The sequence below is a fragment of the Aeromonas sp. INTO2 genome, assembly GCF_049860605.1.
In the GTDB taxonomy this organism is placed as follows: domain Bacteria; phylum Pseudomonadota; class Gammaproteobacteria; order Enterobacterales; family Aeromonadaceae; genus Aeromonas; species Aeromonas caviae.
This window is the reverse complement of record NZ_CP187588.1, coordinates 2,167,002-2,182,975: the sequence shown is the minus strand read 5'-3', so window position 1 is coordinate 2,182,975 and position 15,974 is coordinate 2,167,002. Positions and strand designations below refer to the sequence as shown.

The following is a 15,974-nucleotide window of genomic DNA, read 5'->3' as shown; positions in this document are numbered from 1 at the left end:
CCGTGCATCATATTGATATTGCCTCCTTCTGGCCAGGTTATACCGTCATCGCCCAAGCGCTTTCTGCCAACCATCACACCCTGTTTACCCTTGAGCCTCGCGCCGACCTGTTGCCCCGTTGTCGCCGATGCCTGCAACCCACGCCATTGATCCACGACCAACGTATCCGCCGGGTGCGTGAGCGAGACCTATTTGACCGACAAGTCTGGTTACAACTGCCTGTTCGCCGCGTCGACTGTCTGCGCTGTGGTCGCGTCAGTGAACATATCGACTGGCTCCCCTCTGGCTCCCGCCTCACCCGGCGCATGCAGTGCTGGATTGAAGCGCTCGTTCAGTACCTCCCCATCCGCCATGTCAGCCAGCTCACCGGGGTCGGTTGGCACACCATCAAGGAGATCGACAAGCGCCGTTTGCAGACCAGTGTGGGCACCATCGAACTTGGGGAGGTGCGGCGGCTGGTGATGGATGAGTTTGCCCTGCACAAGGGACACCGCTATGCCACCGTGATCATGGATGCCGAGCGAACCCGCGTCCTGTGGGTGGGGCACGGCAACAGCCGGGCCGCTATCCGTCCCTTCTTCGAGCAGCTCGGCGAGCGATGCCAGCAGATTGAGGCGGTGGCGATGGACATGAACACGGCGTTCGACCTGGAGGTGAAGCAACACTGCCCGCAGGCGGAGGTGGTCTACGACCTGTTCCACGTGGTGGCTCGCTATGGCCGAGAGGTGGTGGACCGGGTGCGAGTGGAGCAGGCGAATGCACTGAAAAGCGATAAACCGGCGCGAAAAGTGGTCAAAAGTGCGCGTTGGTTGCTGCTACGTAATCGGGCGAAGCTGAGTGAAAAACAGGATGTGAAGTTGCAGGAGCTGTTGGCGGCGAATCAACCGCTGGCGATGGTGTACGTGCTGAAAGAGGCGTTGAAGGGCATCTGGTATGCGCCGAGCGTGTGGGAAGGATGGCGACGATGGCGGAGCTGGATGCGGCAGGTGAAGGAAAGCGGGCTAGCGCCGCTGCAACGATTTGGTCGAAATTTATCGAAATATATGCGGGGGATCCTGGCGAGTGCAAACTACCCGATGCACACGAGTGTGCTGGAAGGGGTGAACAACAAGATCAAAGTGATAAAGCGTATGGCATATGGATTTAGGGACTCAGAATACTTTTTTCTGAAAATCAAGGCGGCCTTCCCCGGAAAGCCGCGATGAACCATAAATCTGGTAGCCAAGGCCCGCGAGCTCCGCCGGGTAGGTGAGGGCGTTGAGGTGATCCGTGAGCAGTTCCACGGCCAGACGCGCCATGGCGATGTGACGCGGGCTCTTGACCGCATGTTCGCTGTCGACGGAGATGTAAAGGCTGCCCTTGGGTACGCTGAACTGATGCTCGTGCAGGTGCCAGAGCCGGAAACCGGGCCTGTCGATGAGGCAGGACGGCATGTCGGCGGGCAGTGCCGGCAGACGGGCGTCGAGGCGGGTGCTGATGAAGGGGTTGGGCGCCGGCAGGTGCAGGGCGGGATCCGGTTCACTCTGCTGCCAGCGGATCTTCTCGGCTTCGCTGATGCTCTGGACGCTGTAGGGTGTCTGGTACCAGCGGGCGAGGCGATCCGTACTCACTTCCGGGGCCTGGATGGTGACTCGCAGATTGTGGGGGGTCAGCTTGGCGAGGAAGCACCGGATCAGCGGCTCATCGAACTCGCGCATCATGTAATCGCCATAGAGCAGATCGTCCGGCCCGTAGCTGAACAGGTTGAGCACGAGGCCGGAGACGGTGTCGAGGGCCCGTCCACGCTCCTGGAAGCGGAAGGCGGATTCCAGCACGCTGCGCTTCTCCTCATAGCGCCAGGCCTGCACCCCACCCCGCTCGATGAGCTTCAGATAGCCAAACAGGGCGGCGATGATCTCGTCCACATGCTCAAGCCCAAGGGGGGTGAGGCCAAAGCTCACGCCAAAGTCCTTGAAGTTGGCGCCGCTGATGCCGCCGCCGGCGGCGAGCTGATTGACCCAGCCCCGCCCCTTGAGCAGGGAGAGCAGGCTGCCTTCCCCCTCATAGCCGATGAGGTGGCTCAGGAAGGTGAGGGGTTTTTTGTCGTAATACTCATCCACGCACGGCAGCGGGAAGGTCAGCGCCAGCTTGCGGGTCTCCTTGACCGGGGTCAACTGGATGCGAATGCCGAGATCATCGAGCCGATAGAGAGGATGGCTCAGTACCGGAGGGCCGAGGCGGCGATCCGGAATGGCACCAAAGAAGCGATCACACCAGGCCAGCTGGGTCTCGATGGGTGCCGGTGAAAGCATGACCAGCGCCATGCGATCCGCACTGTAGTGGGTTTCGTAGAACGCAATGAGGTCCGAGCGCAGATCCCGGCCGGGAAGATCCGCCAAGGTGTCGAGGTTGCCCACCGAGAATTTGGAGAAGGGGTGGTCCGGATTGACCGTCTCCTTGTGCACCTGGTAGCTGCGGCGCACATCGTCCTGCAGCTTGAGGCGGTACTCGGAGTCCACCGCGTTGCGCTCCTTGTCGACCCACTCCGGTGCAAAGGTGGGGCAGATGAAGAACTGGGAGAACCGGTCGAGCCCCGCCTCGAAGAAGCCGTTGTCGATGTCGAAGAAGAAGTTGGTGAACTCGGTACCGGTCCAGGCGTTGTTGCTGCCCCCGTGACGGCTCATGAATTGCTGGTATTCACCGGGTTTGGGGTAGGTGCGGGTACCGAGAAACAGCATATGCTCGAGGAAATGGGCCATGCCCTGGCGATCCGCAGGATCGTCGAAGTGGCCGGTATTCACCGCCAGGGAGGCGGCGGATTTGTCGGTCTCGGGATCACAGATCAGCAAGACCCTGAGCCGGTTTGCCAGCTCCAGATAGTGATACCGCCGATGGTCATTGGGACTGGCATATGGGCTCATTGGGGAGGGGCTCGCGATGAATTTATTTGAATTTAAACATGATTATCGACCCCGCTATCTTGCGAGGCAAACCCTTTTCTGAGAGGTGGCGCAATTGTTTCCCCCGGCATGGCGGGGTAAGATTCCCCCGCTATTTAAACAGGCCCCCTGGGCGAGGTTGTAATGAAAATCTACATCATGCGTCATGGCCAGGCTGGCATGAACGCAAAGACTGATGAACAGCGTCCACTGACCGAGCAAGGCATCGAAGAGTCCATCCACATGGCGGGCTGGCTGGCTCCCCAATTGGCAGGCTCCCTGAACCTGGTGATCCACAGCAACTACCTGCGAGCCAGACAGACCTGGCAGGCCATCGCCCCCGAGTTGCCCAAGGCCCTCAAGGTCGAGGAGAGCGGCGACATCACCCCCTACGGGGATCCGGCTTTCGTGGCGAGCTACCTCACTGCGCTGGCGGCGGAGCATGACAACATCCTGATGGTCAGCCACCTGCCGCTGGTGGGGTATCTGGTCCAGAGTCTCTGCCCGGCGGCAGGGGCCCCCATGTTCGCGACGTCCGGGCTGGCCTGCATCGAATGGCAAGATGGCAAAGGAGTCTTGCTCTGGCTGGAAGGACCGCATACAATACGGTAAAAGTTAATAATAAGTTACAGTTTGGTTTTTTGGGGAAGAGAGAGTCGAATTTTCCGGTTTTTTATATAAATTTAACGGAATTATTTCGCATAAGCTGCTGTCATACGGATACAACTTCAAGAGGTTGCAAACGATGAGAGTGTTCAAGAAGTACCTGCCACTGATGGTGGCAAAACATGTCAAAACCTTCTTCAAGGGGCGGATTTACATCCACGGCAGGGGGCGCTTCGATTTCCAGTCGGGCTTGCTGATGATGCCATTGCAAGCCGACATTCCCCATCGCCAGACGGTGCTCGAGGTCAATGAACTGATTTCAAGGCTCCACATGGATGCCGCCTGAGGCGCCTCAGGCTGACCCTGGTCCCCCTCATGCCCGCCCCTGTGCGGGCATGATTGTTGATGGAGCCTGGGCGCGGTGCCAACCGTTCGCGTCATGGCGCTTCTTCCTGCGTTGGCAGGCTTGCTTATCCTGATTGCCTCTCTATACTCGCGCGCAATACCCGCCTTTTTATTCTGGATATCGCAATGCCCCTTGCCTTCCTGTTTCCCTTCTCCTGCATGGCCATCTGGGCCGGCAATGGCATCGTCAGCAAGCTGGCGGTCGGGGTGTTGTCTCCTGCGGCGCTCGCCTGGTCGCGCTGGATGGTGGCGGCCCTGGTGTTGACCCCGTTTCTGGCTCACCGGGCCTGGCGCGAGCGCCGCAAACTGCGGGCCGGTTTCTCGAAGCTGGCGGTGCTGGCCCTGCTCGGGATGGTCTTGAACCAGACCTTTGGCTATTACGCGGCCCAGACCCTGGGGGCCACCGAGATTGGCCTGATGATGGGACTGACCCCCTTGATGACGGTGCTGCTCAGCATCTGGTTGCTGCGCGAGCGGCCCACCTGGGGGGCGCTGCTGGGAGGCGCCATCTCCATTCTGGGGCTGGCGATTTTGTTGGGGCAGGGGGATCCGGCCCGGCTGCTGACCCAGGGTATCCATATCGGTTCCGTCTACATGCTGCTCTCGGCGGCCACCTATGCGCTCTACAGCGTGCTGCTCAAGCGCTGGGATCTGGGGCTGGACAACTGGTCCATGCTCTACGGTCAGGTGCTGTGCAGCCTCCTGTTCCTCACCCCCTTCTATCTGCTGGTGGACGGGCACTGGCCCGATGGCAGCGCTCTCTGGCTCATCCTCTATGCGGGGATCCCGACCTCGGCCCTTTCGCCCTGGCTCTGGATGCAGGGCATTGCCCTGCTCGGGGCGAGCCGCACCGCCATCTTCATGAACCTGTTGCCGGTCATGACGGCAGCCCTTGCCATCAGCTGGCTCGGGGAGCGGCTCACCAGCTATCACCTCATCGGTGGCGGCATGACCCTGATGGGGGTGCTGCTGGCGCAGTTGCTGGTCAGGCCCGTGACGGTGCGAAGGGGCGCCCGGCTTGCAGTGGCGGGCTGTCAGGAAAAGTAGGAGAAAAAGACCGCCCTCGAGGCGGTCTTTTGGTTCGGTGCCCAGCGTCACTGCGCCGTCAGATAGAGATCCTTGGCATAGACAAGGTCTTGCGGGTTCTGGTAGGGGTAGCCCTTGACGTTGGGTTTGAGCAGCCGTGATTTCACGTAGAAGTAGACAGGGGCGATGGGGGCCTCCTCGTCGATCAGCACCTCGGCCTGCTGATAGAGGCGGTTGCGCTCGGCGGGGTCCTTGGCGTCATGGGCCTTGGCCAGGAGGGCGTCGTATTCCTTGTTGAACCACTTGCCGCTGTTGGCGCTGCTGCTGGAGGTCATGATGTCGAGGAAGGTGGAGGCATCGTTGTAGTCTCCGTTCCAGGAGTAGCGGCTCACCCCGAAGTCACCCTCGTTCAGGGCCGACACCATGGTCTTCCACTCCATGTTGTTGAGCTCCGCCTTGACCCCCAGGTTGTGCTTCCACATGGAGGAGATGGCGAGCGCTATCTTCTTGTGCCCCTCGTTGGTGTTGTAGAGGATGTCCACCGTCAGCGGCTTGTCAGGGCCGTAACCCGCCTCGCCAAGCAGCGCCTTGGCCTGCTTGATGCGCTCTTCCTTGCTCATCAGCTCGCTGGCGGGGCGTTTGAGCTCGAAGCCGTCCACGCTCGGCGGGGTCAGGCTGAAGGCGGAGAGCTGCCCCTGTCCCAGGATCTTCTCCGTGATGGTGTCCCGGTCGATGGCAAGAGACAGTGCCTTGCGCACCCTGACGTCGTCAAAGGGTTTGCGCTGGGTGTTGAAGACGTAGTAGTAGGTGGCGAGCATGGGGGCGCTCACCAGCTCCTCCGGGCTCTGGCGCTTGATCTGCTGATACTGCTCCAGGGGATAGGTGGTGTAGTGCAGCTCGCTCGCACGATAGCGGTTGTAGGCCGCGGTATCGGAGACGATCTCCAGATAGATCACCTTGTTCAGCACGGTGTGCTCGTTGTCCCAGTAGTGGGGGTTGCGCTCGGCGATGAGGCGCTCGTTCGGGGTCCACTCCTTGAGGGCGAAGGCGCCGTTGGAGACGATGTTGGCCGGTTTGACCCACTCATGACCGAACTTCTCGATGGTGGCCTTGGGCGCCGGGAAGGTGGTGTAGTGGGAGAGGGTCTTGAGGAAGAAGGGGACCGGGTTTTTCAGGGTGATCTGCAGGGTGTAGTCATCGAGCGCCTTGATCCCCAGGGCATCCGGGCTCTGCTTGCCCTGCACCACGTCGCTGGCATTGGCGACGCCGGTCAGCTCGATGAACCAGGCGTAGTTGGAGGCGTTCTTGGGGTCAGCCGCCCGCTGCCAGCCATAGACGTAGTCCGCCGCCGTCACCGGCTCGCCGTTGGACCATTTGGCATCGGGTCTGAGCTTGAAGGTGTAGACGGTGCCCGTGGCATCGAGCTCGTAGCCAAGGGCGCCCGCCGCCTGCAGCTTGCCGTTGCCATCCAGGGTATAGAGCCCCTCGAACAGATCGTTGACGACGTCGCTGCCCGCGCTCTCTTCCACCATCTGGGGATCGATGGAGGCAGGCTCGGTGCCGATGTTGCGCACGAACACTTGCTGGGTGGCTGGCAGAAGCTGGGTGCCTTCAGGCACCTGGGCGGCGAGGACGGGGAGGGTGAGCAGAGCGGCAACCGCCCCGGCGATAAGCGACTTTTTCATTGAATATCCTTATGTTTTTTTGCTTCCAAAGCGCAGCCAGTGTGCGGGATTGGGGGGCAGATCTCAAGAGGGGAGCCTCTGGCGCAACATTGCCGGGCGCCAGGGGGAGCAAGGCGGGCAGCCGCGTCGGCCCGGATGCATTCTTGTCACGAATTAACCCCCCAAAAGATGCCGGATGGCACCCTTGTTTCACGCCGAAAGCCCGTGGTGGCGCGGTTTTCTGGCGATTTAAAGAACGGCTTAATTCGCTGCAAAAACAAAAAACAGGCGTTACATTGGGTTACAAAACAACGCTGCCGGGGATCGGCACTTTTTTTGCCGACACTTGCAAACGTTTTCAACGGCCAACGGAAACGATCTTAAAGGAACAAGAATGCGAAACATGATCACCATGGGCGAGTTCATCGTCAAAAAGCAGGCGGACTACCCGACCGCGACCGGCGAGCTGACCTCCTTGCTCAGCTCCATCCGCCTGGCCGCCAAGGTGGTGAACCGGGAGATCAACAAGGCGGGTCTGGCGGACATCATCGGCTCCATCGGCGCCGAAAACGTGCAGGGCGAGGTGCAGCAGAAGCTGGACGTCTATGCCAACGAGCGCTTCAAGGCGGCGCTGGAGGCCCGTGGCGAGGTGTGCGGCATGGCCTCTGAGGAGGAGGAGGACTTCGTCTCCTTCGATTCCGAGCTCTCTCGTCACTCCAAGTACGTGGTGCTGATAGACCCCCTCGACGGCTCCTCCAACATCGACGTCAACGTCTCGGTCGGGACCATCTTCTCCATCTACCGCCGGGTCAGCAAACCGGGCGCCGGCGTCACCCTGGAAGACTTCCTGCAGCCGGGTCACCGTCAGGTCGCGGCGGGCTACGTGGTCTACGGCTCCTCCACCATGCTGGTCTACACCACCGGCTTTGGGGTCAACGGCTTCACCTATGACCCCTCCATCGGCTGCTTCTGCCTCTCCCACGAGAACATCCGCATTCCGGAGGAGGGCAAGATCTACTCCATCAACGAGGGCAACTACATCAAGTTCCCGGACGGGGTGAAGAAGTACCTGAAATACTGCCAGGAGCGTGACGAGGCGACTCACAGGCCCTATACCTCCCGCTACATCGGTTCCCTGGTGTCGGATTTCCACCGCAACCTGCTCAAGGGGGGCATCTACATCTACCCGTCCGGCACCAACTCTCCGAACGGCAAGCTGCGCCTGCTCTATGAGTGCAACCCCATGGCCTTCCTGGTGGAGCAGGCCGGTGGCAAGGCGTCCGATGGCTTTGGCCGCATCATGGACATCCAGCCTACCGCCCTGCACCAGCGCACCCCCTACTTCGTCGGGTCCACCAGGATGGTGGAGCGGGCCGAGGCCTTCATGCGGGAGTTCTCCGCTCACGAGGATCCGGCCAACCAGGGCTAAGCCCGGGCCAGCGTACCTTCGTCACGGGAGCCGTCAAGGCTCCCGTTTTTATTGGCGTGCAGGCGGGTGTAGCCAGGTTGATATGCTGACGGACTGACGGACTGACGGACTGACGGGCTGACGGACTGACGCGACGCTTCGGTTGTCGCGGTGCAATGGCTGGTGGCCCCTTGCCGGGATGCCTGGTCTGGATACGTGGGCGGGATAAATACGGCACGGGCCATCTGCGGGGCTATCGAGGCGCGATGAGCCCGTGTGTTTCCCACAATCATCCCCACATCCATCTGTTTTTCAGATGGGTTATGACTCAATGCATCGCATTAATAGATGGATTAGGCGGTAAAATGGTGTAGCCAGGAGGGCGAACCGAGGCATCGAGAGGCAAGAAGGCGGGCCGGGGGCGAGATGCCGCCCCTTGCCAGCAACGAAACGGGAGCCCTGGGGCTCCCGTTGTTATAGGCGGCAGGTCGCGCCCTGCTGACGTCATGCTTTCCCTCAGGGGGTGGCATGGCGGGCGAGATCCGCCAGCAGGCCGTCCACCAGTTTGAGGCGCATGGCCCTGTCCTGGGTCGGCACCTGGAAGCGCAGCCGGGTCGGTCCGTCCATCTTGTAGATGCGCGGCTGCTCGGAGAGCAGCTTGACCAGATAGGCCGGGTTGACGCGGGTTTCCTGGGTAAAGTCCAGATAGCCGCCGCGCTCGCTCATCTCCACCCGGCGAATACCCAGCGCCGTGGCGCGCTGGCGGAAGGCGGCCAGCTCCATCAGCGTCTTGGTCGGCTCCGGCAAGAGGCCGAAGCGATCGATTAGCTCCACTTTGAGCTCCCGCAGCTCCTGCTCATCGGCGGCACTGGCGATGCGCTTGTACATGGAGAGGCGCATGTTGACGTCCGGGATGTAGTCGTCAGGGAGCAAGGCGGGCAGACGCAGCTCCACCTCGGTATGCTGGCTCATGAGCTGCTCGAGCGACGGTTCCTTGCCATGTTTGAGCGCCTCCACCGCTTGCTCCAGCATCTCCATATAGAGGGTGAAGCCCACCGATTCGATCTGGCCGCTCTGATCGTCGCCGAGCAGCTCGCCCGCGCCCCGGATCTCCAGATCGTGGGTGGCGAGCGCAAAGCCGGCGCCGAGATCTTCGAGGGACGCAATGGCCTCCAGCCGCTTGGCCGCATCCTTGGTCATCAGCTTGGGATGGGGGGTGAGCAGGTAGGCATAGGCCTGGTGGTGGGAGCGACCGACCCGGCCCCGCAGCTGGTGCAGCTGGGCCAGACCGAGATGATCCGCCCGGTCCATGATGATGGTGTTGGCGCTCGGCACGTCGATGCCGGTTTCGATGATGGTGGTGCACACCAGCAGGTTGAAGCGCTGGTGGTAGAAGTCCGACATCACCCGCTCGAGCTCCCGCTCGCGCATCTGGCCGTGGGCGATGCCGATGCGCGCCTCCGGCACCAGCTCGGCAAGATCGGCGGCGCACTTCTCGATGCTCTCCACGTCGTTGTGCAGGTAGTAGACCTGGCCGCCACGCTTCAATTCCCGCAGTACCGCCTCGCGCACCACCGCAGGTTCGTGCTGGCGCACGAAGGTCTTGATGGCGAGCCGCTTGGCGGGCGGGGTGGCGATGATGGAGAGATCCCGCATGCCGGACATGGCCATGTTGAGGGTGCGGGGAATGGGGGTCGCGGTGAGGGTGAGGATATCCACGTCGGCGCGCAGCGCCTTGATCTTCTCCTTCTGGCGCACCCCGAAGCGGTGCTCCTCGTCGACGATGAGCAGGCCCAGATCCTTGAAGGTGAGCTCGGCGCCGAGCAGCTTGTGGGTGCCGATGATGATGTCCACCTTGCCCTCGGCCATCTCCTTCATCACGGCGCTCTGCTCCTTGGCGGAGCGGAAGCGGCTCAGCACCTCCACCCGCACCGGCCAGTTGGCGAAGCGGTCGCGGAAGTTGTCGTAGTGCTGCTGGGCCAGGAGGGTGGTGGGCACCAGCACGGCCACCTGCTTGCCGCCGTGCACGGCCACAAAGGCCGCCCGCATCGCCACTTCGGTCTTGCCAAAGCCCACGTCGCCGCACACCAGGCGGTCCATGCTCTTGGCCTGGCACATGTCGCCGAGCACGGCGTTGATGGCATTGAGCTGATCCTCGGTCTCCTCGAACGGGAAGCTCGCGGCAAACTGGCGGTAGGCCTCCCGGTCGTGTTTGAAGGCAAAGCCGTGACGGGCTGCCCGCATGGCATAGACATCCAGCAGCTCGGCCGCCACGTCCCGCACCTTCTCCGCCGCCTTGCGCCGCGCCTTGACCCAGGCCTCGCCGCCGAGCTTGTGGCTGGGCGGGTTGTCCGAGCCGGTGTAGCGGCTGATCAAGTGCAAACTGGTGACCGGCACGAACAGCTTGTCGCCGCCGGCGTATTCCAGGGTCAGAAACTCGGTGGGCAGGCCGCCGGCATCGATGGTCTCGAGCCCCAGGTAGCGACCGACCCCGTGATCCAGGTGCACCACCGGCTGGCCCTGGGTCAGCTCGCCCAGGTTGCGGATCACCGCATCCGAGCTTAGGTTCTTGCTCTTGTCCCGCTGGCGCTTGCTGCGGATCTTGCCGCCGAGCAGCTCGGCCTCGGTGATGAGGGCAAGGGGCGTCTGGCCGGGCTCTTGCAGCAGGAAGCCCCGCTCCAGGGGGCAGACCAGCAGCCCGTGGCGCGCATCGCTCGAGAGGAAGGCGTCGAGGGAGGCAAACTCCCGGGGTTGCAGGTTGATCCGTGCGAGCAGATCCCCGAGCCCCTCGCGCCGCCCCTCGGACTCCACCGCAAACAGGGTGCGCCCGGCAAAGCCTTGCAGGAAGCCGTCAAGGGCCAGCAGGGGCTGCTCCTTGCTGTGGTCGAGCTGCAGATCCGGCAGGGGGGCGAGGGGCAGATCCTGCTGACCCGCTCCGCCGTCAACGGTCGCCTCCTGCAGACGCACGGCGCCATAGTCCCCGAGGGCGGCGAAGAGCTGTTCCACCGGCAGATAGATCTGCTGGGGCGGCAGCAGGGGACGGGTGTTGTCCCAGCGCCTGTCTTCATAGCGCTGGCCGATGTCGTTCCAGAAGCGCTGGGCCGCGGGGTAGATCTCCCCCACGGTGAGCAGCAGGGTGTTGCCTGGCAGGTAGTCAAACAGGCTGGCGGTCTGGTTGAAGAAGAGCGGCAGGTAGTATTCGATGCCGGCGGGCCAGCGCCCCTTGCTCACCTCCTGATAGACGGAGCCCTCGGCGCGGGAGATCTCGAACTGTTCGCGATACTGGCCACGAAACAGCTCGATGGCCCCCTCGTCGGTGGGAAATTCCCGTGCGGGCAGGAGGCTCACCGACTTCACCGGCTCGCTGGAGCGCTGGGTCTCGGGGTCGAACGGGCGGATGGAGTCCACCTCGTCGTCGAAAAAATCAATGCGATAGGGGCGGCTGCTCCCCATGGGGAAGAGATCCAGCAGGGAGCCGCGGGCGGCGAATTCGCCGTGCTCCAGCACCTGTTCCACCGCCACGTAGCCCGCCTGCGCCAGACGCCCGCGCAGCTGCTGCAGATTGAGGCGCTGGCCGCTTGTGACCATCAGGCTGTATTTGTCGAGATAAGCCTGGGGCGCCGTGCGCAGCATCAGGGTGGAGATGGGCACGATGAGCACGCCGTGGCGCATCTGCGGCAACTGGTAGAGGGTCTCGAGGCGCTGGGAGATGATGTCCTGGTGGGGAGAGAAGCTGTCGTAGGGCAGGGTCTCCCAGTCCGGGAACAGCAGCACCGGGCAATCCTGATCCGCCAGCAGGAACCCCAGTTCCTGTTCAAGGCGCAGGGCGCTCGGGGTATCGGCGGTGACCAGCAGGACGGGTCTTCGGGCTTCCCGGGTGAGGCGGGCGGCAACCAGAGCCAGGCTGCTGCCGACCAGCTGGCCGAACGTTGTCTTCTGGCCCGCTTTGGCGGGCAAGGCGGGGAGGGTCATTGGCATCATCGGAGTCTTTTACTGTTGGCGTTCTTTTGACATGGACCTGGGTTAGCGCTGACGTTCCTGGGCACGCAGCTTGAGCTGTTTCGACTGCACATGCAGGCTGGCGCGCACCAGCAGCTCCCGGTCATCCTCGCGGATGCGCACGTAGTCGAGCACCACGTGGGTGCCGTGCTCTCCGGCGTCCCGCTGCACGACCTCGCCGTAGCAGTAGACGGCGGAGGCCTCTTCCCGCAGGAAGATCTTGAGCCGCACGATCTGGTGCAGGGCGGGGACCTCCCCGTGCCCCTGGTGGGGGTGCAGGTAGGTGAGCTGCCCGGCGCCAAAGCGCAGGGTGTGGAAGCGGTGCTCGGGGTGATCCTGGGCCGCCAGCACATAGCCCATGATCATGTCGATCTTGCGGGACTGCTGGTTGATGATCTCCACCAGATCGTGCATGGACTCGTTCTGGCTGCGCAGCAGCCGGCTGCTCACCAGATCGATGGAGGTGATGGCGGAGGCGATGCGAAACGGCTCGGGCAACTCGGCCTCCAGGGCCTCCAGCGTCGGCAGACGAAAGTCGGCCGGCATGGGGATCACATTGACCGGCGTGGCATGGGTGACGCTGAAGAACTGTTCCTGCATGGAGGCTATCCCTTGTTGTCATAGACGGTTTCCCTTTATTATCCGGTATCTTATTTCGTTGGCAACGTAGATATCCTTGAAGACCGGACTTTTTCAGCCACTGTCGCTGGCCATCGGCCTGCGTTATGCAGGCTCGCGACGCAGTAACCGCTTCGTCTCCTTTATCTCCCTGTTCTCCACCTTTGGCATCGCCATCGGGGTCGCCGCCCTGATGGTGGTGATCTCGGTGATGAACGGGTTCGAAGGACAGCTCAAGGGGCGCATCCTCGGAGTGATCCCCCATGTGGTGGTGACCAATCAGGCTGGACGCATCGAGGCCGAGCCCGAAGGTCTGCCCGATCTGGCCCGCCTGCCCCACGTGGTGGCCACGGCCCCCATGCTCGACAGCGAAGGCATGCTGCAAAGCCCGGGTCAGCTCACCGGTGTGAGCGTGCAGGGGATTGATCCCGCCCGCTGGCCCAAGGATGACATCCTGCACGCCCAGATGCTGGGTGGGCGCCTTGACAGCCTGCAGGCCGGTGAATACCACATCGTGCTGGGGCAGGGGGTGGCCAGCCGCCTCAAGGTCTCCATCGGCGACCAGGTGCGTCTCATCCTGACCGAAGGTACCCGCTTCACCCCCTTTGGCCGGGTGCCGGCCCAGCGTCTTTTCACCGTCTCCGGCATCTTCGGGGTCGGCGCCGACGTGGACAGCCAGGTGGCCCTGATTGCCCTGGGGGATGCCCAGCGCATGCTGCGCCTGCCCGCAGACAAGGTGGGCGGCATCCGCCTCTGGCTGGACGATCCCTTCGCCGCCGACGAGGTGGTGAAGACCGCGTTGCCGGACGGGCTGGAGTGGCAGGACTGGCGCCGCGAGCGCGGCGAGCTGTTCCAGGCGGTGGCCATGGAAAAACGGATGATGGGGCTGATGCTGGTGCTGATCATCGCGGTCGCCACCTTCAACATCCTCTCCGCCCTGGTGATGGTGGTCACCGACAAGGAAGGGGAGGTGGCCATCCTGCGTACCATGGGCATGAGCGAATCCGGCATCGTCAAGATCTTCATGGTGCTGGGGGCGTCGAGCGGCGTCATCGGCGCCCTGTTCGGGGGGCTGGCGGGGCTGGCGCTCTGCTTCGGCCTCAATCCTCTGCTCAATGCCCTTGGGCTCAACCTCTATATGGCGGCGGGGGGCAGCGGTCTACCGGTCATCGTCGAGCCGGCCCAGGTCATGACCATTTTGCTGGGCGCCGTGCTGCTCAGCTTCAGTGCCACCCTCTACCCGGCCTCCCGCGCGGCCCGGGTCAAACCGGCGGAGGCGCTGCGTTATGAATAATTCATCTTCTGTTGTTACTGGTGCAAGTGGAGCCCCCGTTATGAATCAATCCGTCTCCTGCGAGCCGCTGCTGCGCTGCCAGGCCCTCAATCATGTCTACAAAGAGGGCAATCTGGAGACCCAGGTACTCAAGGGGATCGAGCTGGACGTTGCCCCCGGGGAGATGCTGGCGGTGGTGGGGAGCTCGGGCTCCGGCAAGACCACCCTGCTGCACCTGATGGGGGCGCTGGACAACCCCTCCAGCGGCGCCGTGCTGTTCAAGGGGCAGGACATCCATGGCTGGGACAGCCGCACCCAGGCGAGGTTTCGCAACCAGGAGCTGGGTTTCGTTTACCAGTTCCACCACCTGCTCTCGGAATTCAGCGCACTGGAAAATGCGGCCATGCCGCTGCTGATCGCCGGTGAGTCGGTGGCCAGCGCCACCGAGAAGGCGAGCAAGATGCTGGGGCGGGTGGGGCTCTCCCACCGTCTCAACCACAGACCGTCCGAGCTCTCCGGTGGCGAGCGCCAGCGGGTGGCCATCGCCCGAGCCCTGGTCAACGAACCCAGCCTGGTGCTGGCGGATGAGCCCACCGGCAACCTGGATCACGCCAGCGCCACCGCCGTCTATGAGCTCTTGTGCGAGCTCAATCGCGAGCTTGGCACCGCGTTCGTGGTGGTGACCCATGACTTGAGCCTGGCGGCCAAGCTCCACCGCCGGGTCACCCTGGTGAGCGGCATCATGGCGGAGGTCGCCTGATGTTCAAGCCGCTGCCCCTGTTCCTGGGCCTGCGTTACAGCCGCTCCCGCCGTCGCAACGGCTTCATCGCCTTCATTTCGGCCTCCTCCCTCATCGGCATCGCCCTCGGGGTGATGGCCCTCATTCTTGGCCTCTCCGCCATGAACGGGTTCGAGCGGGAGCTCAAGAACCGGGTGCTCTCCGTGGTCCCCCACGGCGAGCTCATCGGCATGGAGGCGCCACTGCCTGACTGGCCGCGGCTCAGGGACTACCTGCTGGCTCAGCCCGGGGTGGAGGCGGCTGCCCCCGTCATTCGCCTGGACGGCCTGCTGGAGCACGGCTCCGCCCTCAAGGGGGTCCAGCTGCGTGCGGTGCTGCCGGAGCTGGAAGCTAATCTCTCCGATGCGGGCAACTTCATGACGGGTCGGGGCCTTCGCGAGCTGCAGGCGGGTGAACACGGGGTCATCCTCGGCAAGATCATCGCCGACAAGCTGGGGGTCAAGACAGGGGACACCGTCACCCTGCTGCTGCCCCAGGCGGGTGATGCCGCCGGCATCAAGAACCCGAAACGGGAGGCGCTCACCGTGGTGGGGCTGCTCGAGATCGGCGGCCAGCTCGACGGCCTGCTCGGCTTCATGCACCTGGCGGACGCCCAGGCCATCACCGGCATGGGCAGCGCGGTGGAGGGGTTCAGCCTCAAGGTGAACGACGTGCTCAAGGCCCAGTCCATCACGGTGGCGGCGGCCCAGAAATTCCCGCACTACGTCTATATCAGTAGCTGGATGAGCCGTCAGGGTTATCTCTATCAGGACATCCAGATGGTGCGCACCGTGATGTACGTGGTGATGCTGATGGTGGTGGCGGTGGCCTGCTTCAACATCGTCTCTACTCTGGTGATGGCGGTGAATGAGAAGCGCAGCGAGATTGCCATCTTGAAGACCATGGGGGCGAGCCCGGGCCAGATCCGGCTTACCTTCGTCATCCAGGGGATGGTGAACGGGGTGGCGGGAGCCTTGCTCGGCGCCCTGCTTGGCGGTCTGCTCTCCAGCAAGCTGACCCAGATCCTGAGCGCCATCGAAGGGGTTATCGGGCACCGTTTCCTGAATCCCGACATCTACTTCATCGACTTCCTGCCGACCGAGCTGCACATGCAGGACTTGCTCATCGTGACCGGCGCCGCCATCCTGATGAGCCTGGTGGCGACCCTCTATCCTGCCTGGCGGGCGAGCGGCCTGGTGCCGTCCCGGGAACTGGGGCATTGATGCCCATGGATGTGATAAAGGGCCCTGCGGGGCCCTTTTTATTGTCACTCTTTTGT

The 15,974-nt window shown here is 63.0% G+C and carries 12 protein-coding genes and 1 pseudogene; 9 read left to right on the top strand and 4 right to left on the bottom strand.

The window, feature by feature from the left end:
• The first annotated feature begins 2 nt into the window (after positions 1-2).
• Positions 3-1,205, top strand: a complete 1,203-nt coding sequence (locus tag ACPW74_RS10325; RefSeq protein ID WP_084865641.1) for an ISL3-like element ISAeme19 family transposase — start codon at positions 3-5, stop codon at positions 1,203-1,205.
• Positions 1,206-1,208: 3 nt separating this feature from the next.
• On the opposite strand, the pseudogene ACPW74_RS10320 reads toward ACPW74_RS10325, so the two are convergent.
• Positions 1,209-2,900: pseudogene (locus ACPW74_RS10320) on the bottom strand (insulinase family protein); the annotation flags it as partial.
• Between the two features lie 162 nt (positions 2,901-3,062).
• Here ACPW74_RS10320 and sixA point away from each other — a divergent pair.
• The 3 genes from sixA (at position 3,063) to ACPW74_RS10305 (ending at position 4,976) form a co-directional block, all read left to right on the top strand.
• Entirely contained in the window at positions 3,063-3,530 is a 468-nt protein-coding gene (gene sixA / locus ACPW74_RS10315; protein WP_069651167.1) for a phosphohistidine phosphatase SixA, read from the top strand.
• A gap of 133 nt (positions 3,531-3,663) precedes the next feature.
• On the top strand, positions 3,664-3,870 hold the full coding sequence (locus ACPW74_RS10310; protein ID WP_005324080.1) for a DUF1107 domain-containing protein: 207 nt from the start codon (positions 3,664-3,666) through the stop codon (positions 3,868-3,870).
• Between the two features lie 185 nt (positions 3,871-4,055).
• Positions 4,056-4,976, top strand: coding sequence for a DMT family transporter (locus ACPW74_RS10305; protein ID WP_104452888.1), 921 nt, complete (start codon positions 4,056-4,058; stop codon positions 4,974-4,976).
• Positions 4,977-5,023: 47 nt separating this feature from the next.
• Here ACPW74_RS10305 and ACPW74_RS10300 read toward each other — a convergent pair whose 3' ends face one another.
• Positions 5,024-6,640 (bottom strand): peptide ABC transporter substrate-binding protein, encoded by a 1,617-nt coding sequence (locus ACPW74_RS10300; RefSeq protein WP_045524768.1) that lies wholly within the window; start codon positions 6,638-6,640, stop codon positions 5,024-5,026.
• A gap of 143 nt (positions 6,641-6,783) precedes the next feature.
• On the opposite strand from ACPW74_RS10300, the gene ACPW74_RS10295 reads away from it, so the two are divergent.
• Positions 6,784-7,026: a hypothetical protein gene (locus ACPW74_RS10295; RefSeq protein ID WP_124244103.1), complete on the top strand. Its 243-nt coding sequence runs from the start codon at positions 6,784-6,786 to the stop codon at positions 7,024-7,026.
• Complete coding sequence (gene fbp, locus ACPW74_RS10290; protein WP_029314452.1) at positions 7,014-8,048, top strand: class 1 fructose-bisphosphatase; 1,035 nt, start codon at positions 7,014-7,016, stop codon at positions 8,046-8,048. The genes ACPW74_RS10295 and fbp overlap by 13 nt, the downstream gene beginning before the upstream one ends.
• Before the next feature lie 495 nt (positions 8,049-8,543).
• Here fbp and mfd read toward each other — a convergent pair whose 3' ends face one another.
• Together mfd and ACPW74_RS10280 are read right to left on the bottom strand one after the other, a co-directional pair.
• Positions 8,544-12,008 carry a transcription-repair coupling factor gene (gene mfd, locus ACPW74_RS10285; RefSeq protein ID WP_103260032.1) on the bottom strand — a complete coding sequence of 1,155 codons (3,465 nt, stop codon included), beginning with the start codon at positions 12,006-12,008 and terminating at the stop codon, positions 8,544-8,546.
• Between the two features lie 42 nt (positions 12,009-12,050).
• Positions 12,051-12,626: a PilZ domain-containing protein gene (locus tag ACPW74_RS10280; protein ID WP_270822392.1), complete on the bottom strand. Its 576-nt coding sequence runs from the start codon at positions 12,624-12,626 to the stop codon at positions 12,051-12,053.
• 76 nt (positions 12,627-12,702) lie between these two features.
• Here ACPW74_RS10280 and ACPW74_RS10275 point away from each other — a divergent pair, with 76 nt between their 5' ends.
• The 3 genes from ACPW74_RS10275 to lolE are packed head-to-tail and all read left to right on the top strand — an operon-like array spanning position 12,703 to position 15,918.
• The gene (locus ACPW74_RS10275; protein WP_010674566.1) at positions 12,703-13,938 is read left to right on the top strand and encodes a lipoprotein-releasing ABC transporter permease subunit; all 1,236 of its coding nucleotides are present in this window, start codon (positions 12,703-12,705) and stop codon (positions 13,936-13,938) included.
• Between the two features lie 40 nt (positions 13,939-13,978).
• Entirely contained in the window at positions 13,979-14,677 is a 699-nt protein-coding gene (gene lolD, locus ACPW74_RS10270) for a lipoprotein-releasing ABC transporter ATP-binding protein LolD (RefSeq protein ID WP_010674567.1), read from the top strand.
• The gene (gene lolE, locus ACPW74_RS10265) at positions 14,677-15,918 is read left to right on the top strand and encodes a lipoprotein-releasing ABC transporter permease subunit LolE (RefSeq protein ID WP_010674568.1); all 1,242 of its coding nucleotides are present in this window, start codon (positions 14,677-14,679) and stop codon (positions 15,916-15,918) included. Before lolD ends, lolE begins: the two co-directional genes overlap by 1 nt.
• Positions 15,919-15,974 lie beyond the last annotated feature (56 nt).

Bases quoted from the DNA above. Each gene is read 5' to 3' on its own strand.
- ACPW74_RS10300 (WP_045524768.1), bottom strand. From the start codon at position 6,640: ATGAAAAAGTCGCTTATCGCCGGGGCGGTTGCCGCTCTGCTCACCCTC.
- ACPW74_RS10280 (WP_270822392.1), bottom strand. From the start codon at position 12,626: ATGCAGGAACAGTTCTTCAGCGTCACCCATGCCACGCCGGTCAATGTG.
- sixA (WP_069651167.1), top strand. From the start codon at position 3,063: ATGAAAATCTACATCATGCGTCATGGCCAGGCTGGCATGAACGCAAAG.
- ACPW74_RS10305 (WP_104452888.1), top strand. From the start codon at position 4,056: ATGCCCCTTGCCTTCCTGTTTCCCTTCTCCTGCATGGCCATCTGGGCC.
- lolD (WP_010674567.1), top strand. From the start codon at position 13,979: ATGAATCAATCCGTCTCCTGCGAGCCGCTGCTGCGCTGCCAGGCCCTC.
- fbp (WP_029314452.1), top strand. From the start codon at position 7,014: ATGCGAAACATGATCACCATGGGCGAGTTCATCGTCAAAAAGCAGGCG.
- mfd (WP_103260032.1), bottom strand. From the start codon at position 12,008: ATGATGCCAATGACCCTCCCCGCCTTGCCCGCCAAAGCGGGCCAGAAG.
- lolE (WP_010674568.1), top strand. From the start codon at position 14,677: ATGTTCAAGCCGCTGCCCCTGTTCCTGGGCCTGCGTTACAGCCGCTCC.
- ACPW74_RS10310 (WP_005324080.1), top strand. From the start codon at position 3,664: ATGAGAGTGTTCAAGAAGTACCTGCCACTGATGGTGGCAAAACATGTC.